Raw genomic sequence first — 665 nt, 5'->3', positions numbered from 1 at the left:
ATCTGCCATGGGGGCGTATCGTCATTGAGGAACTGCCACCAAGTGCGGTTGGTGTTTCGAGTGATACCGTGATTTTGAACAAGGATTTACAGCCAGTTGATGAAGTGACGGCTATGCCATTCAACGTCGAAACGGACATCAACATCAAGATTGGTGATGACTTCCAACTTGCGGCGTTTGGCTTGAAGGGCGGCTTGAAAGGTAGCCTTAACGTGACACAAAAAGACAAAGGACCATTCATCGTTGGTGAGGTAAACATCGTTGACGGTTCTTACCGTTCATTTGGTCAAGATTTGGTGATCGAAGAAGGTAAGATCTTAATGAACGGTCCAGCGGATCAACCGTATGTATCGATCAAAGCGATTCGTAACCCTGACAATACTCAAGACGATGTGATCGCGGGTGTGCGTGTGACTGGCCCAGCTTCCGATCCGAGTGTGGAAATTTTCTCGGAGCCTGCGATGCCACAAGCGAACGCGTTGTCTTACTTGCTTCGTGGTCAAGATATTGATGGTGAGTCGGGTGGTAACGCGATGACGACCACATTAATTGGTCTGAGTTTGGCGAAAAGCGGTCGTGTTGTTGGAGAAATCGGTGAAGCCTTTGGCGTACAAGATTTACAGCTTGATACGGCAGGCTCGGGTGATGACTCTCAAGTGACGGTG

Annotated in this window: 1 protein-coding gene; it reads left to right on the top strand. The window is 48.9% G+C overall.

The window, feature by feature from the left end:
* On the top strand, positions 1–665 hold a 665-nt coding region (locus tag R8O10_RS25510), incomplete at both ends, for a translocation/assembly module TamB domain-containing protein (protein WP_318191995.1).

Origin of the sequence: Vibrio sp. 1727, assembly GCF_033344415.1 — a bacterium.
Classification (GTDB): domain Bacteria; phylum Pseudomonadota; class Gammaproteobacteria; order Enterobacterales; family Vibrionaceae; genus Vibrio; species Vibrio alginolyticus.
This window is presented reverse-complemented; position numbering and strand designations above follow the sequence as displayed.